Here is a 24,064-nt window from a genome sequence, read left to right on the forward strand (position 1 = left end):
GTACCGGGAATCGGTGACGCCGTGCGCCTGCCCCCCATTCCTTTACCTCCCCGTGGTGGTCACTCCGTCGCGATTGCCTCGAGTACGTCGAGCCGCGCGGCCCGCCGCGCGGGGAGCACTGCCGCCAGCACACCCACCACCACGGAGACCGCAAGGAACGCACCAAGCTGGTCCCACGGCACCGAGATGACCTCGAGACCCTCGTCGCGCAGGGCGTACATCATGGCGATGCCGAAGCCGACGCCGAGCACACTGCCCAGCACTGCGCCGAGCACTGCGATCACCACCGACTCACAGGTGATCATCCGCCGGAGCTGGCTGCGTGACAACCCCACGGCCCGCAGCAGTCCGACCTCGCGGGTGCGCTCGATGACCGACAGCGCGAGCGTGTTGACGATGCCGAGTACGGCGATGAAGAGCGCCAGGCCCAGCAGAGCGAAGATCATCAGCACCAGCTGGTCGATGGGTCCGCGCTGCTCCTCGGCGAAGGCGGCCTGGTCCTTGACCGTGACGATGGGCAGCTCGGCCACCACCTCGTCGATCGCCGCCTCGAGGGCCGGCGTCTGCCTGTCGACGTCGATGACCAGGAAGTTGTCGCGTTCGGGGAAGCCGGCCTTCTTCAGCGTCGACAGCGTCGTCTGGATCGGGAAGCCGACCACCGGGTTGTCGGCGAACGTGCCGGCCACGGGGTAGGTCACCTCCTCCCCGTTGAAGGTGATCTGGTAGTCGTCACCGACTGCCAGGTCGTGATCCTCGGCGTACTTGTCAGAGACGAGCACCGCGCCGTCGCGCAGGTCGTCGAGCGAACCGGTCACCATTTCGAGGCCGAGCGCCCCGGACAACGAGGACTTCTCGCTCGCACCGACGCCCTGCTGCCCGTCGTCGTACTCGCCGAAGGCCCAGCGCTGGCGAGCCACCGACTCCACGCCGTCGATCTTGCTCATCCGGTTGCCGATGCGCGACGAGAACGACTGCCCCATCAGGTTGCTGACGACGTAGTCGCCCTTGAAGTTCTCCTCGATCGTCTGGTCGACCGACGCCTTAGCGGAGTCCCCGACAATCGCCATCGTGGCAGCCAGCGCCAGTCCGATCATCAGGGCCGACGCGGTTGCGGTCGTACGACGCGGGTTGCGCAGGGAGTTCTGGCCGGCCAGGTTTCCGACGGTGCCGAAGACGCGGGCCAGCAGCCGGTGGGCCACCGCCAGGAACGGCCGGCTCAGCACCGGGCTCGCCGAAGCCACGCCCAGCAGCACCGCGAGCACACCACCCCCGACGAACCAGCCACCCCGGCTCACCGAGGTGAACAGCCCCGCGGCCAGCGCACCACACCCGGCCGCGATGAGCAGGAGCCCGCCCAGGAACCGGCGACGCAACGACGTCTCCGGCATCGAGATTTCGTCGCGCAACGCCTGCACCGGCGCGATCCGGGACGTACGCCGGGCCGGCAGCCACGCCGCCGCCATGGTGACGACGATGCCGATGCCGTACGACGCGAGGACGGTGCGCGGCGCGAAGATCAGCGGCTGCCCGGAGAGGTCGAGCCCGAACCGGCCGAAGACGAGCCGGATCACCATCGCCAGCGCCACGCCCAGGCCCAGCCCGATCGTCGAGCCGAGCACGCCCAGCACGAACGCCTCGAGCAGCACCGACCTGGTCACCTGCCGCCGCGAGGCGCCGAGGGCACGCAGCAGCGCGAGCTCACGGCTGCGCTGGGCGACCAGCATCGAGAACGTGTTGACGATCAGGAAGGCGCCGACGACCAGTGAGATGCCGGCAAAGATCAGCAGGAACGTCGTGATGAACGAGATCGCCTGCAACAGCTCGCCGGCGCTGTCGTCGGCCGCGTCGTCACCGGTGACCGCCTCGAAGCCGTCGGGCAGGCTTAGTGCCACTGCGTCCCGCAGCTCCTCCTGCGAGACCCCGTCGGCAGCCGTCACCCAGAGGTCGGTGTAGGCGTCGCGGCCGTCGAGGAACAGCTTCTGGGCGGTCCGCGTGTCGAAGGCGGCGAACGTCGCCCCGTTGAGCGAGCCGCCCTGCTCGAAGTCGGCGATGCCCACGAGCACCGGGTTGAGGACCGACTGGTCGCCGGCCGTGACGATGTGCACGCGATCGCCGCGGTGGTAGCCGGCGCGGTCGGCGGTCGAGGCGTCGAGCACGACCTGGTCACGCCCGCTCGGTTCGTCCCCGATGATGATGCTGAGACCCTCGAGGTCGTGCCCGGCGGGGGCGTCCGACCAGTTGCCGCCGATGCCGGGCGGGCCCTGGCCACCGACGACCTTGTTCTTCCGGTCGACGACGAAGACGCCGCGGTCGGTGACGTTGCCGTCGACGCGCGCTGCGCCCTCCAGGTCCTGCAGATCCTTGAGCACCGACGCCGGCACGGTGCGAGTCGACGGGCCGTTGCGCAGGTCGCCAGCACCCTCCGGCCGGACGACGACATCGCCGACGGTCGACGCGAACAGTGCCGTGAAGCTTCGGCCCAGGGTGTCGCTGAAGACGAGAGACCCGGCCACGAACGCAACTCCCAGCACGATCGCGAACGTACTGAGAAACAGCCGGACCTTGCGGCCCAGCAGGCTCTTGAGGGCGGCGCGGAGCATCAGCCGGCCACCGGTGCGCTCATGGTGGCCATGACCTCCAGCACCGACTCGCGATCGGGGTCGCGCAGCTCGTCGACCACACGACCGTCGGCGAGGAACACCACCCGATCCGTGTACGCCGCGGCGACCGGGTCGTGGCTCACCATCACGATCGTCTGGCCGTGGTCGTCGACACTGCTGCGGAGCAGCTCGAGCACCTCGGCACCCGAGCGGGAGTCGAGGTTCCCGGTCGGCTCGTCGGCGAAGACGATGCGCGGACGGCTCACCAGCGCCCGCGCGATCGCCACCCGCTGCTGCTGGCCGCCGGAGAGCTCATTGGGCTTGTGGCTGAGCCGGTCACCCAGCCCGACAGTCGCAATGACGGAGTCGAACCACTCAGGGTCGGGCTTGCGGCGCGCGATGGCCAGCGGCAGCACGATGTTCTCGCGCGCGGTCAGGGTCGGCACCAGGTTGAACGACTGGAACACGAAGCCGATCTCGTCGCGACGCAGCCGGGTCAGCGCCTTGTCCTTGAGCCGGGTGAGCTCCTGTTCGCCGATGAAGACCTGCCCCGACGTGCCGGTGTCGAGGGCCGCACAGCAGTGCATCAGCGTCGACTTGCCCGACCCGCTCGGTCCCATGATCGCGGTGAACTCCCCCGCCACGAGGTCGAGCGTCACGTCGTCGAGCGCACGCACCTGGGCCTGGCCGGTGCCATAGGTCTTGGTGAGTTTGCGGACCCGCGCGGCGGGCGTGTGCTCGGTCATGGTCCCAGCCTCCCGCGCCACGCCAACCAGGCGCCATGGGGACTCCCCCGGATCCCTCCCGGGGAAACCCCCGAGGATCCATGCGTCCGAACAGGTGTTCGATATCATGGAGTCGTGGACTTCCAGGGCACGCTCTTCGACGAGGCGCCGGCCACTGACGTCGCCGGGCTGCCGACGCTGGCACCCGAGCGCACGCTCTTGTCCAGAGGAGCCTGGGTCGACGTCCAGCGCAACTGGCTGCCCGGTGCCGATGCCGTGTTCGAGGCGCTGGTGCGTGACGTGCCGTGGCGCGCCGAGCGCCGCCAGATGTACGACCGCGTCGTCGACGTGCCCCGTCTGGTGCACACGTACGCCGCCGACGAGGCCCTGCCGCACCGGCTGCTCGTCGACGCGCGCGGGGCCCTGTCGGCGCACTACCTGCCCGAGCTCGGCGAGCCGTTCGTCACCGCCGGCTGCTGCTACTACCGCGACGGCCGCGACTCGGTTGCCTGGCACGGCGACACCATCGGCCGAGGCAGGACGCAGGACACCATGGTCGCGATCGTCTCGGTCGGCGACCCACGCCGGCTGCTGCTCCGCCCCCGCGGTGGCGGCGAGTCCGTCGCCGTCGCCATGGGCCACGGGGACCTGCTCGTGATGGGCGGTTCGTGCCAGCGCACCTGGGAGCACGCCGTACCCAAGACGGCGCATGCCGGCCCGCGGCTGTCGGTGCAGTTCCGGCCGCAGGGCGTGTTCTGACGGTCAGAGCTGCACGCTGGGCGGCTCAGCTCGCGTACGCGTCCTGGTAGAGCTTGTCGAGGTCCTCGGAGTACGGCGCGCTGAACCCGCAGAGCGTCACGGTGTCCTGGAAGGCCGTGACGAGGTAGCGACCGCCGACCTGGAAGTCGACCGCGACCAGCAGCTCCTGGAGCTGCTTGCTCGGCGCCGTCACCGTGACCGTCTCGGTGGGGGTGCCCTTGAACCATGTGGTGGGCGCGAGCGTGACCTGGTCACCCTCGATCGAGGTGACGGAGCCGTCGAAGGCGAGCGTGTTGCCGCGGAGCACCCGCACGTTGGGGACCATGCACTTGGCCTCGACCGCGTCGCCCGTGACCAGCGCGGTCGTGGAGCCGGGCTCGGCAACCGGCTGTGCCGGCGCCTGGCTGGTGGGCTCCTGGGCCGTGGGGGACTGCACGTCGTCGTCACTACGCAGCGCTGCGAAGGATACGCCCGCAATGACGACGACGGCAGCGGCTGCCGCGACCCAGACGAGGGGGCTGCGGCGCCGCGTCGTCTCGGGTCGGAGTTCGGGGGTGTGGTTGCTCATGGCGTCCTCCAGGAGTCGGGCCACCTGCTCGGGGGGCGCGGGCGTCAGTCGGGCGGCCGGGTCGATCGCGCTCAGGCTGCGGCGCAGCTCCTCGTCGTCGTAGCCGTAGTCGTTCACGATGGCCTCCCTATGCCCCTTCATGTCCGGCACCGGTGCCGGTCTTTCGCAGGTCCTCGAGCAGCTTTCCCTTGGCCCGGTGCAGGCGGATGCTCACGGCGTTGGCGGTGAGGTCGAGCACGGCGCCGATCTCGGCGGGCGTCAGCTGCTCCCACGCCCACAGCCGGACCAGCTCACGGTCCCGGTCGGGCAGCCGGTCGAGCGCCTCGGCCAGCCGGACGTCGGTGCCGACCGGGTGCGGTTCGACGGGCTGCCCGGCCACCTTCGCGGCCACCCGCGTCTGCCGTCGGCGGCTGCGCTCGGCGTTCTGAAGGCAGCCCCGCGCCACGCCGTACGCCCAGGGCAGTGGGTTGTCGGGCACCTCGTCGAAGCGCCGCCACAGCACCAGCAGGGTGTCGGAGAGGACGTCGTCGGCGGTGTCTGAGTCGGTACGACGCACGAGGAACCGGCGCAGCGGCTCGATCACCTCGCGTGCCAGCGTCTCGAACCGCTCCTCCCGTGTCACCCCTCCAACGTAGCGAGCCGGCGTCGTCAGCGGCCCGGCCGGGGCAGCGGCCCGAAGTCCTCGCGGCAGGCGTCACCCGAGCACGACGACAACAGGTTGGTACGCCGGAACAGCTCGCGGCGCACCCGCGCGTACTTCTTCACGGCCGCCAGGTTGCGAAGTTCGTAGGGGTCCCGGGCGTGGTCGTAGAGCTCGACGAAGCCGGTGCGGTTCCAGCGGACGAACGTGTAACGGCCGGTGTGGACACCCCGGAACGTCCAGTCGATCGTGCCACGCCGGTGGAACGGGCCGGCCTGGATGAGCGAGGTGCGAGCCAGAGGCGCGCCGGCGCGTGCCGCCCCCAGCACCGACACGCCGTCCATCGGGCGCCCCGGCGTCGCACCGGAGATCTCCACCAGCGTGGGCGCGAGGTCGACCGTCGAAGCGATGTTGGACCGCACGACACCCGGCGGGATGCCCGGGCCACGCACGAGCAGCGGCACCCGCAGCGACTCGCGGTAGGCCAGCAGCTTGCCGGTGTAGCGGTGCTCGCCCAGCAGGTAGCCGTTGTCGCTGGTGAAGATCAGGTAGGTGTTGTCGAGCTCGCCGGCGGCGCGCAGCGCCTCGACGGTGGCAGCGACCCCCTCGTCGACCGAGGCCAGCGACCGGATGCGCTGGGTGAAGAGGCGCTGCAGGGTCGCGGCGCGCTTGCGCTTCTCCTTGCGGATGAGGATCGGCTTGTCCGAGACGTCCTGCTCGTTGTATGACGGCTTGTCGAGCGACGGCAGCCGCGAACCGGGATACAGGCCGGCGTGCCGGGTTGCCGGCGTCGGCGGGGCGGCGCACGTGTCGAGGGGCAGGTTGTCGGTGCACTGGCCGTGGGGGGCGACGTACGACGACCAGATGAAGAACGGGTCCTGGTCGCCGGCGTACTCGCCGATCAGGTCGACCGTGCGGTTGGTGACGAAGTCGTTGCTGTGCAGGTCGTCGTGGTGCTCGACCAGCGCGCCGTCGTCGTACACGGTGTAGTCGAAGGCCTGGTAGGTGCCGTGGGTGAACGGCGCCCAGTGGTCCCAGCCGGCCTGGATGCCGTCGCGCTCGGAGTAGAGGTTGAGGTACTTGCCGACGAACCCGGTGGCGTAGCCCGCGTCGTGCAGCCAGCTCGCGACACTGTTGCCCGGCTCCTTGAGCGCCCCGAACCCGCCATGCGGGCCGGAGTTGCTGCGTACGCCGTTGTTCTGCGCGTACTGACCGGTGACCATCTCGGCGCGGGCCGGGCAGCACAGCGGATGTGGCGAGATCGCCTGGCCGAACGTCGCCCCGCCACCACCGAGTGCCGCTCGGGTCTGCGGCATCCAGTAGAGATCCTCGAGCGTCTGGTCGTCGGTGGTGATCAGCACGATGTTGGGCCGGTCGCCCGGCGCCTGCGCCTGCGCGGCCACCCGCGGCGTTGCCGGCACAGCCGCGATGGCGGCAGCCAGGGCCACGAGGGCGACGGCGAAGCGGGCAGTTCCACGAGATGTCTTCATCGGCCGGGTCACGGTACCTGTGACGCAGCTCCGATCCGGGAAGTTGCCCCGACACGCAACAAGGCCCCCGCTCCGAGCGGGGGCCTTGCTGTCTCGCACGTTGGAGCCAGGCGGTCTCAAAACCACATGTGGCTGGTCTCGAGACGGGTTGCGCACTCCCTCGCTTCGCTCGGGACTACGCCAACCCTCCTCGACCTGATCGCCTTGTCAGCCCTTCGCTGCGCTCAGGGCTGGGCGATCAGAAGTCCATGCCGCCCATGCCACCGGACGGGTCGCCCATCGGGGCGGCCTTCTCCGGCTTGTCGGCCACGACGGCCTCGGTGGTGAGGAACAACGCAGCGATCGAGGCGGCGTTCTGCAGAGCAGAGCGGGTCACCTTGACCGGGTCGTTGATGCCCTCGGCCAGCATGTCGACGTACTCGCCGGTGGCCGCGTTGAGGCCGTGACCGGGCTTGAGGTTGCGCACCTTCTCGGCCACGACGCCGCCCTCGAGGCCGGCGTTGATCGCGATCTGCTTGAGCGGGGCCTCGGTCGCGTAGCGAACGATGTTGGCACCCGTCGCCTCGTCGCCCGTCAGGTCCAGCTTGTCGAACGCGGTGGCCGCAGCCTGCACGAGTGCCACGCCGCCACCGGCGACGATGCCCTCTTCGACAGCCGCCTTGGCGTTGCGCACGGCGTCCTCGATGCGGTGCTTGCGCTCCTTGAGCTCGACCTCGGTGGCCGCGCCGACCTTGATGACCGCAACGCCGCCGGCCAGCTTGGCCAGGCGCTCCTGCAGCTTCTCGCGGTCGTAGTCGGAGTCCGACTTCTCGATCTCGGCACGGATCTGGTTGACCCGGCCCTCGATCTGGCCGGTGTCGCCGGCACCTTCGACGATGGTGGTCTCGTCCTTGGTGATGACGACCTTGCGGGCCTGGCCGAGGAGCTCGACGCCGGCGTTCTCGAGCTTGAGGCCGACCTCCTCGGAGATGACCTGGCCACCGGTCAGGATCGCGATGTCCTGGAGCATGGCCTTGCGGCGGTCACCGAAGCCCGGAGCCTTGACGGCGACGGACTTGAAGGTGCCACGGATCTTGTTGACCACCAGGGTCGACAGCGCCTCGCCGTCGACGTCCTCAGCGATGATCACCAGCGGCTTGCCCGACTGCATGATCTTCTCGAGCAGCGGCAGCAGGTCCTTGACGTTGCTGACCTTGGAGTTGGCGATGAGGACGTAGGGGTCCTCCAGCACGGTCTCCATGCGCTCGGGGTCGGTGACGAAGTAGGCCGAGATGTAGCCCTTGTCGAACCGCATGCCCTCGGTCAGCTCGAGGTCGATGCCGAACGTGTTCGACTCCTCGACCGTGATGACGCCTTCCTTGCCGACCTTGTCCATCGCCTCGGCGATGACGTCACCGACGGTGCTGTCACCTGCGGAGATCGACGCCGTGGCGGCGATCTGCTCGCGGGTCTCGATCTCGGTCGACATGGCGAGCAGCTGCTCGGTCACGGCGGCGACAGCGGCCTCGATGCCGCGCTTGAGACCCATCGGGTTGGCGCCGGCCGCGACGTTGCGCAGACCCTCGCGAACCATCGCCTGGGCGAGGACCGTGGCGGTCGTCGTACCGTCACCGGCGACGTCGTCGGTCTTCTTGGCGACTTCCTTGACGAGCTCGGCACCGATCTTCTCGAACGGGTCCTCGAGCTCAATTTCCTTGGCGATGCTCACACCATCGTTGGTGATGGTGGGCGCGCCCCACTTCTTCTCGAGCACGACATTGCGGCCCTTGGGACCGAGCGTGACCTTGACGGCGTCCGCGAGCGTGTTCATGCCACGCTCGAGGCCGCGTCGGGCCTCCTCGTTGAAAGCAATCAGCTTCGACATAACCCTTGTGATTCCTTCAGAGTCTGGGGGTGTACGGCGCCTGGTGGGCTGCCCGCGACGGACGGACCTCGACCCTCCGACGGACCCTTCCCGCCGGGCTGGAGGACCTCAACGTCACCAGTGCCGTGTTGTCACTCTCATGGCGAGAGTGCCAGCGTCATGTTTAGCACTCGAAGGGGGCGAGTGCAAACGAATCGCGGCCTTCCGGACCCCGGTCAGCGCGCGGCCAGCCAGGTCTCGAAGTCGGGTCCGTCGAGTACGGCGTCGCCCCGGGGCACGAGGGCGCCGGCCCGGATGAGCTTCTCGGCCCGCCCGGGCAGCCACAGCGGCACGGAGATGTAGCGCTTGCCGGCGGCCCGGACGTGGCGGCGTACCTGCCGGATCAGGGTGTCGGGCCGCGGCCCCGCGAGGTTGACCGTGCCGTCCTCGTCGCCGTGCGCGAGCCGGACCAGGTGCGCGGCAACGGTCTCGATCGCCACGGTCTGCACGGGCTGGATCGGCACCCCGACGACCGGGCCCTTGCGTGTCCACTGCATCAGCTGGCCGCCGAAGTCGTGGAACTGCGTGGCCCGCAGGATCGTCGACGGCACGTCGCCACGGCGAGCCGCCTCCTCCTGCGCGAGCTTGGCGGCGAAGTAGCCCCGCCCCTCCAGCCCGTCGATGCCGTAGATCGACAGCGTGACGATGCGACGCACTCCGGCACGGGCACCCGCGGTCTGCAGGTTGCCGGCCACGCTCGTGAAGAACGCAGAGGCCACATCGCGATCCATCGAGGACACATTGGCGGCGTCGATCACGACCTCCACCCCGGCCAGTCCCTCGTCGAGCCCAGCTCCGGTGACGGCGTCGACGCCGGTCGCCCGGCTCAGCACCACGACTTCGTCCCCGGCGGCCTCGAGTGCTGCGACCGCGTGACGACCGGCAAGCCCGGCCCCTCCGATGACGGCGACCTTCATGACGACTCCTCGCATACGTGGATAATTGGTATCCACGTTATACCAGAGAACTCGGACATCCCGTAACCTCGTTTCCATGCGTATCAGCGAAGGAGTCGAGTGGGCCGCTCACTGTGCCGTCGTCCTCGCCCAGCTCCCCGACGGCCTGGCCCTCAACGCCGGGGTGCTGGCGGAGTTCCACGGGGTGCCGAAGCCCTACCTCGCCAAGTCGCTGCAGGCGTTGTCGCGGGCCGGCATCGTGGCGTCGAGCCAGGGCCGCAACGGCGGCTATTCGCTGGCCCGGCCCGCAGGCGAGGTCACCCTGCTCGACATCGTGCTCGCCGTCGACGGCGGTCAGGCGGCCTTCCGGTGCACCGAGATCCGCCAGCGCGCGCCGCACCCGGCACCGCGGAAGTGCTTCCGCAGCTCGTGCGCGATCGCAGCCGGCATGTGGCGGGCCGAGCAGGCGTGGCGCGACGAGCTGGCCACGGTCAGGCTCGACGCACTCGCGTCCGGGGTGGCCGAGATCGTGCCCGACGACGTGATGGCCCAGAACGCCGGCTGGCTCGCCGCACGGATCGGTCGTGCCTGAGTCAGCCCAGTCGGGCGGCCACCAGGTCGGCGAACACCTCCGCGTTGGCCGGGAGCACGTCGAGGTAGAGCCCCGGCTCGGTGACCTCGAGCTCGCTGACGCACCAGTTCCCGTCGTACTTGAGCAGGTCGACGCGGCCGTAGTCGAGCGGCCGGCCGGTGAACTCGGCGGCGGCACGCAGCGCCTCGAGGGCCAGCACCGACTCCGGGCCCGACATCGCGACCTCCGTGGTGCGGCCGCCGAACTGCTCGTGCACGCGGATCTCGCCCGCGCCGGGCACCTTGTTGACCATCGACACGGCCTCTCCGCCGATCACGAACACCGAGGTCTCGCCGTCGGTGTGGATCGTGGTGACAAGTGGCTGGGCCAGGACCGGGGCGTCGGGCAGGGCGATCGCGTTGCCGCGTCGTACGACGGTCACCCCGATGCCGCCGGCACCCACCCGCGGCTTCACGACCACGTCACCGAACTCGGCGACCGTGGCCTCGAGCTCGGCGGCGGAGACCACGAGCCGCGTGGGTACGACGGGCACGTCACCGAGCCGGGCGAGGTAGCCCTTGTCGAGGTTCCACTGGAAGACGTCGGCGCCGTTGAGCACCGTCGTCGTCGCTTCGACCGAGTGAACCCAGGCCAGGAACTCCTCGGATCGGGTCATGTAGTCCCAGGTCGACCGCACGGCGACGAGGTCGGCGCCGACCCAGTCGACCGACGCGTCGTCCCACACGGCCCAGCGGGCGTCGATGCCGCGAGCGATCAGGGCCTTGTCGAGCGTCTCGTGGCCGGGCTCTCCCGCGGGCCAGTCGCGACTGGTGGCGAGGAGTACTGAGTTCACTCGTAGCGCTCCTTCAAGACGTCCAGCTTGTTGGTGCCCTCCACGTTGTCGCCCTTCTCGACGACCACGAGGTTGTGGTAGCAGTGCACCGACCTGACCCAGCGGTCCGTGTACGACGGCTCGTGCTGGTCGACGTACTCCTCGAAGTTGAGGCCGTCGACGAGGTCCTTGACGAGGTCCATCGACGTGCCGCGCGCCCGGGGGTCGGCCTGCCCGCCCCACTCGGGCCAGTACGACGTCTGGGTGTCCTCGATCGCGTAGACACCGTCGTCGGGCAGCAGCGGGAACAGCACGCCGAAGCTCGCCCGCACGTGGTCGGGGACGTGTGACCCGTCGTCGATGACGACCAACGGCTGGTGCTCCTCCATCAGCGAGGTGAGCAGCGCCTCGTCGGTCTGATCCCCTTGTACGACGGTGATCCGGCCGCCGCTCAGCGCCGTCTTGTCCTCGATGTCGAGGCCGATGACGTGGGCCTTCGGGAAGAACCACTTCCACATCTTGAGGGAAGCGCCACCCATGCTGCGGGCGTAACCGCCGACACCGAGCTCGAGCAGCGTGAACTCCTCGCCGCGCAGGTGCTCGAGGTGCCGCTGGTAGTGCGGGGTGTAGCGGTGCACGCCCCACTTGTCGGTGCCGAACTCCACCGCGAGCTCGGTGAGGTCCATGGCGAGCAGCCGGCGTCGTCGTTCCTTCGGGTCCTCGGGCATCCGGTCAGACTAGAACGCCGGAGCATGGTGCCCGAAGGGCAGGTCTTCGGCATGTCCGAGCGCGCGGAGCACCGACGGCAACATCGCCTTGGCCGTACGCCGGTAGCCGGCCGCGCTGGGATGGAACCGGTCGAGGCTGAACATCTCGTCGGGGTTGGTGATGAAGAACGGGCCGACGACATGGGCCAGCGAGACGACGTACGCACCGCGTTCGAGAGCCACCTCGCGCTGGGCGTTGGCGAGCTGACGGCTGGCCCGCGAGCCCAGGCTGCGCAGGGGCTGCGGCACCGGGCGGAGTGCGCCGAGGTCGGGGCAGGTGCCCACCACGACACGGGATCCGAGCTCGTGCAGCCGGTCGACGGCCTCGGCGAGATGGCGCACCGACTCGGCCACCGGGACCCGGTGGGTGACGTCGTTGCCACCGACCACGATGACGGCCGCGTCGGGCCGGTACCCGTCGGGCAGCGCGTCGAGCTGTTCGGCGAGCACGCTCGACTCGGAGCCCACGCGGGCCGCCGTACGCAGGCGGACGGAGGTGTCGGTGGCCTTGCCCAGACCCTTGGCGAGCCGGGCGCCGAGGGTGTCCTTGGCGCGCTCGGCACCAAGCCCTGCGGCGATGGAGTCGCCGAGCATCAGCAGGTCGAGGCGCCCCGGCTGGCTCTTGCGGTAGGTCTTGTCGGCTTCGGGAGCCTCGTGCCCGAGCGGGTCGCCGATGAGGCCGCGCGCGATCGCCGCCTGCCGCTGGAGGAACTGCCGCGCGCCGACGCTGCTGGTGGCCACGACACCGGCCGAGGCCAGCACCCCGACGGTCCATCGTTCGCGAGCCCGCATGCGCCGAGTAGAACCAACCCGCCTGAACACGCGGTCAACCCGACATGTCGGGCGGCCGAACGCAGCCGCTCAGTCGGCCAGCTCGGGCGGGAAACCGCCGGTGGCGACCGGACCCCACCGCTCGATGGTGAGCCGGACGAGCGACTTGTCCTGGTCGCGCATCGCCTGGCGGTACTCGTCCCAGTCGGGGTGGTCCCCGGAGATGCTGCGAAAGTAGTCGACCAGCGGCTCGACCGCGTCGGGCATGTCGATGACCTCGGCGACGCCGTCGATCTGCACCCATGGCCCGTTCCACTCGTCGCTGTGGATCAGCGCACTGGCGGCAGAGCTGCGGCGCAGGTTCGTCACCTTGGCGCGGGACGGGTACGTCGCCACGACGAGCCGGCCCTGCTCGTCGACGCCGCACGAGACGGGTGAGAGCTGCGGGCGGCCGTCGCGCCGGGTGGTCACCAGGGTGGCCCGGTGGCGTGGCCGGATGAAGTCCAGCAGTGCGTCTCGGTCGACCTTGTCGTTGGTTGCGATGGTGCGTGCCATGCCTCCACTGTGCCGGACGGGCGATGATCTGAGTACGCACGCGGATTCGGCAGACCGGGTCCCGGGCCGAAGATCCGCACATGACCACTCCCGTCTCTCCCCAGCGCCTGGCCTGGCTCACCGACGAGGTCGGTGCCTGGCAGTCCTCCGGACTCGTCGATGACGACACGGCGACCCGCATCCTCGGCAGCTATGCCGCCTCCCGCCGCTTCTCGCTGGCCCGCCTCCTGCTCGGGGTCGGCGGCACCTTCGTCGGCGTCGGCCTGATCTGGCTGGTCGCAGCCAACCTCGACGAGCTCGCCCCCATCGCGCGCTTCGTCGTCGTGGCCGTGCTCTGGCTGGCGCTCCTCGCCGGCGGCGAGCTGCTGGCCGGTCGCGGTCCGGCGCTCCTCGCCGGCGCCGTACGACTCGTCGCTGCACTCACCTCCGGCGCTGTCATCTTCCAGGCCGCGCAGAGCCTCCAGGTGCCGGCGTACGAGCCGCGGCTGATCGGCCTCTGGGGCGTAGCCGCACTCGTCCACGCCTACGCGACCCGGGCTCGCGGCCCGCTGCTGGTCGGCATGTCGGCGCTGTCCGGCTGGGTGCTGTGGCAAGGGCTCTTCGATGACGCGACGTTCCTCCGCGTCGTCCTGATCCTGCTTGCCACGGGCGTGTTCTCGCTCGCGGTCGCGGCACTGCACGACCGCTGGGTGCCGGCATTCGCAGGGCCGTGGCGCCTTGTGGGCATGGCGTTCACGCTGATCGGGCTCTTCGTCTCCGCCCTGCCCGACACCGGCGACTCAGATCTCGGGCCGAGCATCTTCCTCATCGTCCTAGGCGTCGTCGCGGTCGTGGTGACCGCGGCCGCCCTCCGTGTCGGCACGGTCGTGGCGCGATGGGAGGTTGCCGGCGCGGCTGCGGCCCTGGCGGTCGGCGTACTTCTTGCTCTCTGGGAGCCCGGCTCGGATCCCGACCACCTCGGTGCCGGCGACCTGCTCCACGCCGCCCTCTGCGTCGTCGCTTACGTCGCCCTCGCGGTCGGCGTCGCCGCCCTCGGCGCCCTGCGCGACAACTGGGTGCTGACCGCGATGGCCGCCGTCGCCCTGGTCGTGTTCACGTCGTTCCAGAGCTTCGCGGTCTTCGCCGCCATCATCGACGGGGCGTGGCTGTTCCTGCTCGTCGGCCTCGTCTTCCTCGCCACCGGGTTCGTCTTCGACCGAGCCCGGCGCACCCTCGCATCCGAGCTGGCCGCTGAGCTGGCCGGCCCGACAGGAGCCCAGTCATGATCCGCACCATCGCACTGGTGGCCGCCGTACAGCTTGCCGCCACCGGTCTCGCCGTCGCTCCTCAGCTCTCCGCCCGGGTCGCGGGCGACGAGATCCAGCTCCGTGTCGAGCCGCTGGACCCGATCGACCCGTTCCGTGGGGCGTACGTCGCGCTCGATTATCCGGACCTACGGCTGGACCGCGAGATGACGGGCGAACACGGGGACGTCTACATCAGCCTCGTCGACGACGGTTCGACCATGAAGGCGGGCGGCTGGAGCCGCACCCGGCCCGAAGACGGCACCTACCTGACGTGCAGCGATCGCGACTGGCAGGTCGAGTGCGGGATCGAGAGCTGGTTCGTGCCGCAGGACAAGGCACATGCGCTCGAGGACGCCGTACGCGACGGCGATGTCGTGGCCACCGTCAAGGTCGACTCGCGCGGTCACGCCGCGATCGTGGCCGTCGCGGCAGATTCCTGAGCAAACCTGTCGATCTCACCCTCCCCCGCGCGTCATATCGGTGGAAGACTCACCCCACCGAGAGAGGAATGGTCATGTCCGACTACATCCTGCTGATCCCCACCGACGAGGCTGCCTGGGACGCGAGCTCCCAGGCGGCCAAGGACGCCATGTACGCCAAGCACCACGAGTTCGGCGAGGCACTGGCCGCGCGCGGCCACAAGGTCAAGGCCGCCGCCGAGCTGTCGAACAGCCGGGAGACGAGGGTCGTCACCGGCGACCGCGACGACGTCGTCGTCACCGAGGGTCCGTACGCCGAGAGCGCTGAGCAGCTGTCGGGCTTCTACCTGATCGACACCGACGACATCGACGACCTCGTCCAGTGCGTCGGCATCCTGGCTGAAGGTGAGAAGGGACTCGAGCTGCGCCGGTGCAACCCGTGAGGTTGCTCCTCCTGCTCAACGAGGAAGACCCGACCGCCTGGGATCGGGCGACCGAGGCACAGCGGCAGACCGTGTTCGACGGCCACGCCTCCTTCGACGCAGCGCTCGGGGAACGTGGCGCGCTGGTCGTCGGCGAGGCGCTGGCCGGGGCGGCCGAGTCCCGAGGCGTTCGCGGCGGCGTCGTGACCGAGGGTCCGTTCGCCGAGTCCGCAGAGCAGTTGGTCGGGCTCTACCTCGTCGACCTGGACTCGATGGAGACGGCTCTGGACCTCGCCCGGCTGCTCTCGCCGGGCTACACGATCGAGGTGCGTCCGGTCACCTCGATCGACGGGTACGACGGCTGACTGCATGGACGAGCTCGACCGCGCGTGGCGCGAGGAGTGGGGACGGCTATTGGCGCTGCTGGTGGCCGGGTTCCGGCGCCTCGACCTGGCCGAGGACGGGCTGGCCGACGCCTTCGAGGCGGCGGCCCGGACCTGGCCGCGCGACGGCGTACCCACCAACCCGCCGGGGTGGCTGCTGACAGCGGCCCGGCGGCGCATCCTCGACCGGCTCCGATCGGAGGCGGTCGCGGTACGCACCCTTCCTCGGCTCGCCGTGGAGTCCGAGCTGACCGAGGAGGCGCAGCGCGTGATGGCCGACGACGGGAAGGGACTGGTCGACGAGCGGCTGCGGCTGGTGCTGCTGTGCGCGCACCCGTCGCTGTCGCCCGACGCCGCAGCCGCGCTCACCCTGCGGCTGGTGCTGGGTGTCTCCACGCCCGACATCGCGCGACTGTTCCTGGTCAGCACCCCGACGATGGCGGCCAGGCTGACGCGGGCCCGCAAGCGGCTGGCGAGCGAGTCGTTCGCCGTGCCCACCGGCGCCGAGCTCGTACGCCGCGTGGCGACGGTCGCCGACATCGCCTACTTGGCCTTCACGGCCGGCTACGCCCCGGGCTCGGGCCCCGACGTCGTCCGGGCGACGGAGGCGGGCGAGGCGATCCGGTTGCTGCGCGTGGTGCGCGGGCTGCTACCCCGCGGCTTCGCCGGCACCGACGAGATCGACGCGCTGCTCGCCCTGATGCTCTTACAGCACGCCCGGCGCGACGCGCGGGTGGACGACGGCGCGCTCGTGCTGCTGCCCGACCAGGACCGCACCCGCTGGCACACGGACGAGATCGGCGAAGCCGTCGCGCTGCTGCGGCCGCAGCTCCTCCGGGACTCCACGCCGTACCTGTTGCAGGCGCTGATCGCCGCCGAGCACGCCATCGCCGCCTCCGCGGAGCAGACGGACTGGAGCCGGATCGCGCAGTGGTACGCCGCGCTCGAGGCACTGGTGCCCTCACCGGTGGTGCGGCTCAACCGGGCGGTGGCAGTGGCGGAAGCCGACGGCCCTTTCGCCGGGTTACGGCTCCTCGAAGGCCTCGACCTGCCCGGTCACCGGCTGCCCGGCGCCCGGGCCGAGCTGCTGGCCCGGTCGGGAGACGTGGCCGCCGCACTCGCGTCGTACGACGAGGCGATCGCGCGCTGCGACAACGAGGCCGAGCGCGCGCACCTCGCGCAGCGGCGCCTGGAAGAGTCGCGTCCGCTGCCCCGCTAGCGATACCTCAGCCGGAGCACGCGACAGGCTCAGACGAGACCCTTCTCGATCTCCTCGAACGCCTGGCGGGCGTAGCCCTGCCAGAGCCGGCCGAAGACCGGCATGACCCGGGCGGTCCAGGCATTGGTGGGCTGGACGGTCCAGCGCCAGGTGACGCGGGCGCCGTTGCCGGCGGGCTCGACGGACCAGAGCCCGTCGAGCGTGGCGACCAGCGGCCTCATGGGTCCGGTGACGTTGTCGATGCGGTAGCCGAACGACCACGGGCGGTCGACCCGGGTGAGGCTCTCGCGCATGGTGCCGCCGTCGGCGAGGCGGATCGTGCGGGTCTGGCCGGCCGTGCCCCACACGCCACCACCGTCGATGTCGGTGCCCTTGATGGGCGGGAGCGGTCCGTAGCGCCGCGCGAAGATCTGCTCGAGCGGTATGGGCAGGATCCAGTCGTAGGCCCGTTCGGGGTCCACCGGGTAGGTGCGGCTGTACTCCAGGATCGTCGGCGCCGTCATGGAGGTCACGCCCCTCCGGCGACCGCCGGGATCACAGAGATCTGGGTGCCCTCCGGAGTGGCCGTCTCGAGATTCTCGAGGAAGCGCACGTCGTCGTTGCCGACGTACACGTTCACGAAGCGGCGCAGCTGGCCCGCCTCGTCGAGGATGCGGCCCTTGATGCCGCTGTAGGAGCCGTCGAGGTGGTCGAGCACCTCGGCCAGGGTGGTGCCCTCGGCCGTCACCTCGGACTCCCCGCCGGTGTAGGTGCGCAGGATCGTGGGGATGCGGACGCTCACACTCATGGTGGTCCTCTCAGCTCTGGGTCGGTGCGGTCAGCTCTGGGTCGGTGCGGTCAGGCTATGCCGGTGGCGGCGAAGGCCGCATACGACGGGTCGATCGTCGCCGCCACGGACACCTGGTCGGCCACCGCGTCGAGCGTCTTGAGGCCGTGGCCGGTGTTGATGACGACGGTCTCGAGGCTGGTGTCGAGCTGGCCGCTCTCGACGAGCTTCTTGAGGCAGCCGACAGTCGTGCCGCCAGCCGTCTCGGTGAAGATCCCCTCCGTGCGGGCAAGCAGCACGATGGCGTCGCGCACCTCCTCGTCGGAGACGTCCTCGACAGCGCCGCCCGTCTGGCGGCAGATGTCGAGCACGTAGATGCCGTCGGCGGGGTTGCCGATGGCCAGGCTCTTGGCGATGGTGTCGGGCTTGACCGGGCGGATCGCGTCGACACCGGCCTTGTAGGCGATCGAGACTGGCGAGCAGCCGGTGGCCTGGGCGCCGTACACCTTGTAGGGCTTGTCCTCGACGAGGCCGAGCTTGATCAGCTCCTGGAACGCCTTGTGCACCTTGGTCAGCTGGGAGCCCGAGGCGACCGGGATGACGATCTGGTCGGGCAGCCGCCAGCCGAGCTGCTCGGCGATCTCGTAGCCCAGCGTCTTGGAGCCCTCGGCGTAGTAGGGCCGCACGTTGACGTTGACGAACGCCCAGCCCTCCTCCTCCCCGGCGATCTCGGATGCGAGCTTGTTGACGTCGTCGTAGTTGCCGTTCACGGCGACCAGAGAGTCGGTGTAGACCGCACTGTTGATCTGCTTGGGCTTCTCGAGGTTGCTCGGGATGAACACGACGGTCTTGATGCCGGCGCGGGCTCCGGCCGCAGCCACCGCGTTGGCGAGGTTGCCCGTGCTGGGGCAGGCGAAGACCTTGGCCTTGAACTCGACGGCCGCGCTCAGCGCACAGGCGACGACGCGGTCCTTGAAGGAGTTGGTGGGGTTGGTGCTGTCGTCCTTGACCCACAGGTTGTCGATGCCGAGCTCGCGGCCGAGGTTGTCGGCCCTGAGCAGCCGGGTGAAGCCGGGCTCCATGTTGGGGCTCTGCTCGATGTCGCCGGGCACCGGCAGCAGCGCCTTGTAACGCCAGATGTTGGCGGGACCGGCCTCGATCTGCTCGCGGGTGACGGCCGGGAAGTCGTAGGCGATCTCGAGGGGGCCGAAACACTCCGGACACGCGTAGAACGGACCGAGTTCGACCTGGTGGCTGCACTCGCGGCACAACAGGCCGGTGGCGTTGCCGAAGGCCCCTTCGCGGGGCGTGGTGGACGTCTTCTCGACGGTAGGGGCGCTCAAGGAATCCTCCTTCTCATCTGCCCCGTGACGGACTTCGCCACGGGCCGGAATTAGCACCACATCCGCGAATAGGGAGGTTCGCGGCGGTTGCCGGGACGTCAACGGGCCGTTCCCTCAGTCCCTCTCGATGAGCTGACCTCAGCGTAGGCGCGCGTCTCACGATGTGCACATCGTGTCCGCATGTTGGGCGCTGCTTCGGGCGGTCCTCAGCGGGCGTCGGCGCGCAGCTGGCGAAGCAAGTCGAGCACTCCGTCAGGACCTTCGACGACGACGTCGGCAAGGTCGAGCAGTTCCTCGGGCCCCTCTGCGTCGGGGCTCGCCGAGCACACCAGCAGGGTTGCCAGGCCGGCGTCGCGGAGCTCGGCCACCGCGGCGAACGCCTCGAGGTCGCCGAGGTCGTCCCCGGCGAAGACGAACCCCTTGGCACCCAGCTCGTCCACGAGCGAGTGGACGGCGATGCCCTTGTGCATCCCGGTCGCGCGCACCTCGGCGACGAGACGGCCGGGCTCGATCATCAGGTCGTTGCGGGCGGCGGCGTCGCGCAGCAACGGCAGCAGCCGGTCGAAGGCGGCCTCGGAGTCGGGTAGCCGACGAGTGTGTACGGCGACCGCCAGCCCCTTCTCCTCGACGTACGCCTCGAGGGCGTCGGCGCGACGCAGGATGCCGGGCAGCTCTCGGAGGTAGGAGCTCAGCCCGTGGGGCGGGCGGGGCGAGATGATGCGGCGTTTGGTCGACGACCATCGCTCGTTGCCGTACTGGCCGAAGAGGAACAGCTCGCGACCGGTTTCACCCATCCGGACGCCCACCTCGTCGAGACCGCCCAAGGAGAGCGCCTGGCGCGCAGGTCGGCCGGTGATCACCGCGATCGCGCGGACGACCTCAGCCAACTCGACCAGCAGGTCGGGGGCGTCGTCGTGGATGTGGGCCTTTGCCGGGTCCCCGACGATCGGGGCGAGGGTGCCGTCGAAGTCGAGGGCGACGACGGTGTCGTTCACGACGGCGACGATGTCGTCGTAGCGCAGGCGGGCCGTTGCGGAGGTGAACTCCATGGGGTTCACCCTGTCACGCGGCTCCGGGCGGCGGTGAGCCAGTGTTCAGCCGGTGAGGACGACGGTCAGCGCATCGAGGCGCATCGGGTCGACCGCGGGCTGCACGCGATCGATGCCCAGGTCGAGCGCCAGCAACTTGGCCGCTGCCTCGAGCCGACTGGGGTAGTAGACCGTCGTGCTCGGGATCGTGCCCATCCAGTTGTCGGTGCCGACGACCTGCCAGCCCGCGGCCACGGCCTTCTCGGCGGTGGTGCCGGCGAGACCCTGGATGCCGGAGTTGTTGTAGACCTCGACCATCACCGTGCCGCGCTTGACCTGCGGCTTGGGGGCCTTGGTCGGCTTGGTCGGCTTGGTCGGCTCGACGGTGGGCGTGACGACAGGGGCTTCGGTCTCGTTGGGACCGGACACGGTCTCGATGCGGCGCTCGTCCGAGGGCTGGTCACGGGTGGCCACGAAGGCGATGCCGGCCATGGCCACGGCGATGATGCTCAGCATCACCAGCGGGGAGGGCACGGCGACGCCGCGCTCGTCGCGCCTGTGCATCGTCACAGCTCGAAGCCGAGGCGGCGGGCCGAGCGCTGGCGCTGACGCTGCGAGCGGAGTCGACGGAGCCGGCGGACGAGTAGCGGATCGGCCTCGAGGGCCTCGTCGCGGTCGATCAGGGCGTTGAGCACCTGGTAGTAGCGGGTGGACGACATGTCGAAGTTGTCGCGCACCGCCTGCTCCTTGGCGCCGGCGTACTTCCACCAGTGGCGCTCGAACTCGAGGATCTCGCGGTCGCGGTCGCTGAGGCCGGCCGACTCAACGGCTGGGTGGCCCTGGAGGGCGTTGGCAGCGTCCATTTCCGTCTCTCTCCCGTGCTCGCAGCGTGTGTTGGCCCCATCGTAGGCGACGAACCACACGGATGTCATTCGACTCCGGCGAGTCGTGTGGACAACCTAGGATTGCGTGTCATGGACACCTCTGACACGCCGGTCCGCTGGGGCATCCTGGCCACCGGCGGCATCGCCCGATCCTTCGCCCGCGACCTGCTCGTCACGCCCGGCGCCGTGATCGCGGCCGTCGGGTCGCGCAGCCAGGGCTCCGCCGACGCGTTCGCCGAGGAGTTCGGTGGCCAGGACGGGTGCCGCGCGCACGCGTCGTACGACGCACTGGTGGCCGACGCCGAAGTCGACGTCGTCTACGTCGCCACCCCGCACTCGATGCACCTGCACGACGCCCGGCTGGCGTTCGAGGCCGGCAAGCACGTGCTCTGCGAGAAGCCGCTGACGCTCAACGCGGCGGAGGCCGGCGAGATGGTGCGGCTGGCGCGCGAGTACGACCGCTTCCTGATGGAGGCGATGTGGATGGCCTGCAACCCGCTGATCCGGGCGGTTCGCGACGGCCTGGAGGCTGGCCGGTTCGGCACCCCGCGCTCGCTGCACGCCGACATCGGCTTCCGGGCCGAGCGGCCGCCGACCGACCGGCTCCTCGACCCGGCCCTGGGCGGCGGCACCCTCCTCGACATGGGCGTCTACCCGCTCACCTTCGCCCTCCTGATGCTCGGCGAGGCCACCGAGCTGCGAGCCGTGGCCGATCTCGACGAGCGCGGCGTCGACCGCGACATCGCCATTGCCGGCCGGTACGCCGGCGGAGCGGTCGCGTCCCTCAGCGCCACGATGACGTCCGCCTCACGAGGCGGGGCCTGGGTCGCCACGGACGCGGGTCGCATCGAGCTGGCCGGCTCCTTCCACCACCCGTTGGCCGCGACCTGGCTGCCGACGGACGGCGAGGCGGTGGAGATCCGCGGCATCGAGCCCCTGATCGGCGGCGGGCTGGGCAACGAGGCCGCCGAGGTGATGCGGTGCGTGCGCGCCGGACTGCGCGAGAGCCCGCTGGTTCCGCACGAGCAGACTCTCGCGGTGATGCGGCAGATGGACGACCTGCGTGGGCAGATCGGCGTGCGCTATCCGTCGGAGGCATGACCTCTGCGGGTGGGCGGGCTTCCTGTCCTCCGACTAGGGTGACGGCGTGACCGCATCCGGGAAGGCCGACCTCGTCATCGTCGCCAACCGGCTGCCCGTCGACCGGGTCGACAACCCCGACGGCACGCCGGGCTGGCGCCGCTCCCCCGGTGGTCTCGTCAGCGCTCTCGAGCCCGTGCTGCGGGCCAACGACGGCGCCTGGATCGGCTGGCCCGGCGGCACCGAGGACGACCTGGAGCCGTTCGTCGAGGACGGCATGTCCCTGGTGCCGGTGCACCTCACCGCGCAGGAGATCGAGGAGTTCTACGAGGGCTTCTCCAACGGCACCCTGTGGCCGCTGTACCACGACGTCGTGGCCAAGCCGGAGTTCCACCGTGAGTGGTGGGACGCCTACGTCACGGTCAACGAGCGCTTCGCCGCGAAGGCCGCCGAGGTCGCCGCCAAGGACGCCACGGTCTGGGTGCACGACTACCAGCTGCAGCTGGTGCCGCAGCTGCTGCGCGAGCTGCGGCCCGACCTGCGCATCGGGTTCTACCTGCACATCCCCTTCCCGCCCGGTGAGCTCTTCCAGCAGCTGCCATGGCGTCGCCAGATCCTCGAGGGCCTGCTCGGCGCCGACGTGGTCGGCTTCCAGCTCGCCGGTGGCGCTCAGAACTTCATCCGGCTGGTCCGCCAGCGCGTCGGTCACAAGACGCACCGCGACCTGGTCTACCTGCCCGACGAGCGCACCGTGCGCGCCGCGGCGTACCCCATCTCGATCGACGCCTCGGGTTTCGAGGAACTGGCCCGGTCGAAGGCGGTCGGCGAGCGCGCGGCCGAGATCCGTCGCGCCCTGGGCAACCCGAGCAAGCTCTTCCTGGGCGTCGACCGGCTCGACTACACCAAGGGCATCCTTGCCCGGCTGCGTGCCTACAGCGAGCTGATCGCCGACGGAGAGCTCGATGTCGAGGACGCGGTGTTCGTGCAGGTGGCGACGCCGTCGCGGGAGCGGGTGGAGCAGTACATCGTGATCCGCGAGGAGATCGAGCAGCTGGTCGGTCGCGTCAACGGCGACCTCGGGCGCATCGGCCGGCCCGCGATCTCCTACCTGCACTCGTCGTACCCGCGCGAGGAGATGGCCGCGCTCTACCGCGCCGCCGACATCATGGTCGTCACGCCCTACCGCGACGGGATGAACCTCGTGGCCAAGGAGTACATCGCCTGCCGCTACGACGGCGACGGCGCCCTGGTGCTGTCGGAGTTCGCAGGCGCGGCGAACGAGCTGCGCCAGGCTTGGCTGGTCAACCCCTACGACATCAACGGCATGAAGCAGGCCCTGCTCGACGCCAACCGTTCGACCGTCAAGGAACGCACCAAGCGGATGAAGGCGATGCGCAAGACCGTCGTCGAGAACGACGTGAAGGCGTGGGCGGACTCGTTCCTCCAGGAGCTTTCGCGGGTCCGGGAGTCGCACGGCAAGCCGCTGCGCCCGGCGCGTGGTTCGTGACGCACTGGGACGACGTCGTACTGATGTCGGACCTGCGGGTCGCCTCGCTGCCTGCCGGCGGGTCCGACGAACCCCTCGTGGACGTCCGCGGCCAGCTGGGCTTTGGTGACCTCCACGGATCCGACGACGCCGCGCACGTGCGCGCCGGCCTGCTCCGGCGACTCCTGGTGGCCGATCGTGCCCTGCCCGACGGGCTGCGGCTGCTGGTGGTCGAGGGGTACCGACCGCCAGAGCTCCAGCGCCGCTACTTCACGTCGTACGCCGCGCGGCTGGCGGTCGACGATCCCGCGCTCTCGCCCGAGGAGGTGCACCGGCTGGCGAGCAGGTACGTCTCGCCGCCCGACGTCGCGCCGCACTCGGCCGGCGCGGCGGTCGACGTGACCCTGCTGGGACCCGATGGGCACGAGGTCTGGATGGGATGCGGACTCAACGACTCGCCCGAGGACAGCGAGGGCCGGTGCTACACGCGGCACCCGGACGTGCGCGGCGCAGCCCGGGAGATGCGCGACGTGCTGACGGCCGCCCTGTCGGCTGTCGGCCTGGTGAACTACCCGACCGAGTGGTGGCACTGGTCGCACGGCGATCGCTACTGGGCGATGGTCACCGGCGCCGACCGGGCGCCGTACGCCACCGTCGAGCGCGTCTGAGCA

The 24,064-nt window shown here is 70.2% G+C and carries 27 protein-coding genes and 1 riboswitch; of the genes, 10 read left to right on the forward strand and 17 right to left on the reverse strand.

The genetic code is table 11. The features are described from left to right. Positions 1-59: 59 nt before the first annotated feature. Both H4Q84_RS10020 and H4Q84_RS10025 read right to left on the reverse strand, forming a co-directional pair. Positions 60-2,600 carry an FtsX-like permease family protein gene (locus tag H4Q84_RS10020; RefSeq protein ID WP_248583241.1) on the reverse strand — a complete coding sequence of 847 codons (2,541 nt, stop codon included), beginning with the start codon at positions 2,598-2,600 and terminating at the stop codon, positions 60-62. After that, entirely contained in the window at positions 2,600-3,346 is a 747-nt protein-coding gene (locus H4Q84_RS10025; RefSeq protein ID WP_248583242.1) for an ABC transporter ATP-binding protein, read from the reverse strand. The genes H4Q84_RS10020 and H4Q84_RS10025 overlap by 1 nt, the downstream gene beginning before the upstream one ends. 114 nt (positions 3,347-3,460) lie before the next feature. Between H4Q84_RS10025 and H4Q84_RS10030 the strand changes: the two genes are divergently transcribed. Next, complete coding sequence (locus H4Q84_RS10030) at positions 3,461-4,084, forward strand: alpha-ketoglutarate-dependent dioxygenase AlkB (RefSeq protein WP_248583243.1); 624 nt, start codon at positions 3,461-3,463, stop codon at positions 4,082-4,084. Between the two features lie 25 nt (positions 4,085-4,109). Here H4Q84_RS10030 and H4Q84_RS10035 read toward each other — a convergent pair whose 3' ends face one another. The 5 genes from H4Q84_RS10035 to H4Q84_RS10055 form a co-directional block, all read right to left on the reverse strand. Next, positions 4,110-4,769: a hypothetical protein gene (locus H4Q84_RS10035; protein ID WP_248583244.1), complete on the reverse strand. Its 660-nt coding sequence runs from the start codon at positions 4,767-4,769 to the stop codon at positions 4,110-4,112. A 10-nt stretch (positions 4,770-4,779) separates the two neighbouring features. After that, positions 4,780-5,274, reverse strand: coding sequence for a sigma-70 family RNA polymerase sigma factor (locus H4Q84_RS10040; RefSeq protein WP_248583245.1), 495 nt, complete (start codon positions 5,272-5,274; stop codon positions 4,780-4,782). 26 nt (positions 5,275-5,300) lie between these two features. Next, positions 5,301-6,782, reverse strand: a complete 1,482-nt coding sequence (locus H4Q84_RS10045) for a sulfatase (protein WP_248583246.1) — start codon at positions 6,780-6,782, stop codon at positions 5,301-5,303. Between the two features lie 238 nt (positions 6,783-7,020). Further along, positions 7,021-8,646 carry a chaperonin GroEL gene (groL, locus tag H4Q84_RS10050; protein ID WP_248583247.1) on the reverse strand — a complete coding sequence of 542 codons (1,626 nt, stop codon included), beginning with the start codon at positions 8,644-8,646 and terminating at the stop codon, positions 7,021-7,023. Positions 8,647-8,861: 215 nt separating this feature from the next. Continuing rightward, positions 8,862-9,602, reverse strand: coding sequence for a 3-beta hydroxysteroid dehydrogenase (locus H4Q84_RS10055; protein ID WP_248583248.1), 741 nt, complete (start codon positions 9,600-9,602; stop codon positions 8,862-8,864). Between the two features lie 76 nt (positions 9,603-9,678). Between H4Q84_RS10055 and H4Q84_RS10060 the strand changes: the two genes are divergently transcribed. Then, positions 9,679-10,173: an Rrf2 family transcriptional regulator gene (locus tag H4Q84_RS10060; protein ID WP_248583249.1), complete on the forward strand. Its 495-nt coding sequence runs from the start codon at positions 9,679-9,681 to the stop codon at positions 10,171-10,173. A 1-nt stretch (position 10,174) separates the two neighbouring features. Here H4Q84_RS10060 and H4Q84_RS10065 read toward each other — a convergent pair whose 3' ends face one another. From H4Q84_RS10065 to H4Q84_RS10080, 4 genes are all read right to left on the reverse strand, one after another. Next, the gene (locus H4Q84_RS10065; RefSeq protein ID WP_248583250.1) at positions 10,175-11,005 is read right to left on the reverse strand and encodes a hypothetical protein; all 831 of its coding nucleotides are present in this window, start codon (positions 11,003-11,005) and stop codon (positions 10,175-10,177) included. Next, positions 11,002-11,712, reverse strand: a complete 711-nt coding sequence (locus H4Q84_RS10070) for a hypothetical protein (RefSeq protein WP_248583251.1) — start codon at positions 11,710-11,712, stop codon at positions 11,002-11,004. Before H4Q84_RS10070 ends, H4Q84_RS10065 begins: the two co-directional genes overlap by 4 nt. Positions 11,713-11,721: 9 nt before the next feature. Then, entirely contained in the window at positions 11,722-12,543 is an 822-nt protein-coding gene (locus tag H4Q84_RS10075) for an SGNH/GDSL hydrolase family protein (RefSeq protein WP_248583252.1), read from the reverse strand. Positions 12,544-12,612: 69 nt separating this feature from the next. Further along, on the reverse strand, positions 12,613-13,077 hold the full coding sequence (locus tag H4Q84_RS10080; RefSeq protein WP_248583253.1) for a PPOX class F420-dependent oxidoreductase: 465 nt from the start codon (positions 13,075-13,077) through the stop codon (positions 12,613-12,615). 80 nt (positions 13,078-13,157) lie between these two features. On the opposite strand from H4Q84_RS10080, the gene H4Q84_RS10085 reads away from it, so the two are divergent. The 5 genes from H4Q84_RS10085 (at position 13,158) to H4Q84_RS10105 (ending at position 16,806) form a co-directional block, all read left to right on the forward strand. Continuing rightward, complete coding sequence (locus H4Q84_RS10085; RefSeq protein WP_248583254.1) at positions 13,158-14,342, forward strand: DUF2157 domain-containing protein; 1,185 nt, start codon at positions 13,158-13,160, stop codon at positions 14,340-14,342. After that, the gene (locus H4Q84_RS10090; RefSeq protein WP_248583255.1) at positions 14,339-14,803 is read left to right on the forward strand and encodes a GDYXXLXY domain-containing protein; all 465 of its coding nucleotides are present in this window, start codon (positions 14,339-14,341) and stop codon (positions 14,801-14,803) included. Before H4Q84_RS10085 ends, H4Q84_RS10090 begins: the two co-directional genes overlap by 4 nt. 74 nt (positions 14,804-14,877) lie before the next feature. After that, positions 14,878-15,225, forward strand: coding sequence for a YciI family protein (locus tag H4Q84_RS10095; protein WP_248583256.1), 348 nt, complete (start codon positions 14,878-14,880; stop codon positions 15,223-15,225). Beyond that, positions 15,222-15,569 carry a YciI family protein gene (locus H4Q84_RS10100; RefSeq protein ID WP_248583257.1) on the forward strand — a complete coding sequence of 116 codons (348 nt, stop codon included), beginning with the start codon at positions 15,222-15,224 and terminating at the stop codon, positions 15,567-15,569. The genes H4Q84_RS10095 and H4Q84_RS10100 overlap by 4 nt, the downstream gene beginning before the upstream one ends. Before the next feature lie 4 nt (positions 15,570-15,573). Then, a complete protein-coding gene (locus tag H4Q84_RS10105) occupies positions 15,574-16,806 on the forward strand; it encodes a DUF6596 domain-containing protein (RefSeq protein WP_248583258.1) in 1,233 nt (410 codons plus the stop codon). A 29-nt stretch (positions 16,807-16,835) separates the two neighbouring features. Here the strand turns inward: H4Q84_RS10105 and H4Q84_RS10110 are convergent, their stop codons facing one another. The 6 genes from H4Q84_RS10110 to H4Q84_RS10135 all read right to left on the reverse strand — a co-directional run bounded on the left by H4Q84_RS10110 (position 16,836) and on the right by H4Q84_RS10135 (position 20,806). Next, complete coding sequence (locus H4Q84_RS10110; protein WP_248583637.1) at positions 16,836-17,309, reverse strand: SRPBCC family protein; 474 nt, start codon at positions 17,307-17,309, stop codon at positions 16,836-16,838. Between the two features lie 5 nt (positions 17,310-17,314). After that, positions 17,315-17,593, reverse strand: a complete 279-nt coding sequence (locus H4Q84_RS10115) for a MoaD/ThiS family protein (RefSeq protein ID WP_248583259.1) — start codon at positions 17,591-17,593, stop codon at positions 17,315-17,317. Positions 17,594-17,643: 50 nt separating this feature from the next. Next, positions 17,644-18,915, reverse strand: coding sequence for a threonine synthase (gene thrC / locus H4Q84_RS10120; RefSeq protein WP_248583260.1), 1,272 nt, complete (start codon positions 18,913-18,915; stop codon positions 17,644-17,646). 10 nt (positions 18,916-18,925) lie between these two features. Then, positions 18,926-19,049: riboswitch (SAM riboswitch) on the reverse strand. Positions 19,050-19,121: 72 nt separating this feature from the next. Continuing rightward, positions 19,122-19,964 carry a trehalose-phosphatase gene (otsB, locus tag H4Q84_RS10125; RefSeq protein WP_248583261.1) on the reverse strand — a complete coding sequence of 281 codons (843 nt, stop codon included), beginning with the start codon at positions 19,962-19,964 and terminating at the stop codon, positions 19,122-19,124. 45 nt (positions 19,965-20,009) lie between these two features. After that, positions 20,010-20,507, reverse strand: a complete 498-nt coding sequence (locus H4Q84_RS10130; protein ID WP_248583638.1) for a LytR C-terminal domain-containing protein — start codon at positions 20,505-20,507, stop codon at positions 20,010-20,012. A 2-nt stretch (positions 20,508-20,509) separates the two neighbouring features. After that, complete coding sequence (locus H4Q84_RS10135) at positions 20,510-20,806, reverse strand: DUF3263 domain-containing protein (protein WP_248583262.1); 297 nt, start codon at positions 20,804-20,806, stop codon at positions 20,510-20,512. A gap of 111 nt (positions 20,807-20,917) precedes the next feature. On the opposite strand from H4Q84_RS10135, the gene H4Q84_RS10140 reads away from it, so the two are divergent. Genes H4Q84_RS10140 through H4Q84_RS10150 form a run of 3 tightly spaced genes read left to right on the forward strand, consistent with a single transcriptional unit; the run spans position 20,918 to position 24,061 of the window. Then, complete coding sequence (locus H4Q84_RS10140) at positions 20,918-21,928, forward strand: Gfo/Idh/MocA family oxidoreductase (protein ID WP_248583263.1); 1,011 nt, start codon at positions 20,918-20,920, stop codon at positions 21,926-21,928. Between the two features lie 46 nt (positions 21,929-21,974). Continuing rightward, positions 21,975-23,414 carry a trehalose-6-phosphate synthase gene (locus H4Q84_RS10145; RefSeq protein ID WP_248583264.1) on the forward strand — a complete coding sequence of 480 codons (1,440 nt, stop codon included), beginning with the start codon at positions 21,975-21,977 and terminating at the stop codon, positions 23,412-23,414. Next, positions 23,411-24,061, forward strand: a complete 651-nt coding sequence (locus tag H4Q84_RS10150; RefSeq protein ID WP_248583265.1) for a M15 family metallopeptidase — start codon at positions 23,411-23,413, stop codon at positions 24,059-24,061. The genes H4Q84_RS10145 and H4Q84_RS10150 overlap by 4 nt, the downstream gene beginning before the upstream one ends. Positions 24,062-24,064 lie beyond the last annotated feature (3 nt).

The organism is Nocardioides sp. InS609-2 (genome assembly GCF_023208195.1).
Taxonomy (GTDB): domain Bacteria; phylum Actinomycetota; class Actinomycetes; order Propionibacteriales; family Nocardioidaceae; genus Nocardioides.